The 368-nt window shown below is 68.8% G+C and carries 1 protein-coding gene; it reads right to left on the reverse strand.

Annotation, left to right across the window (positions count from 1 at the left end):
- On the reverse strand, positions 1–368 hold a 368-nt coding region (locus AC1DDH_RS20850; RefSeq protein ID WP_476956275.1), incomplete at both ends, for a two-partner secretion domain-containing protein.

Below are 368 nucleotides of genomic sequence, written 5' to 3' on the forward strand. Positions count from 1 at the left end.
ACCCCGTCCCGTGCGCTGACGGTCATCGCGCCGGTCGTATTGGTCTGCCCCGCAAGTTGCAGCCGCCCCTGCGCCATCAGCGTAAGGTCGCCAGCCTGCGCCGCCACCACGCCGCGCGTGGAAACCCCCACGCCCGCCTCGGTGGACGCCAGCAGGATCTTGTTGGCATACATGCCGCCGAGTTCGCTGACGTCGATGCCCACGGATGGCGCCGGACCACTGCCCGCAATGGCCGAGGCGGAGAGCGTCGCGCGATCCACCTGGGCGGCACCCGCCACGACGTTCAAGTTATTGGCATACAGGGCGGCATTCGCCTTGACGGCTCGCGCAATCAGGTCCACCTGATCCACGCCCGTGGCATGCAGGCC

This window comes from Arthrobacter sp. 10T425 (assembly GCF_056393985.1).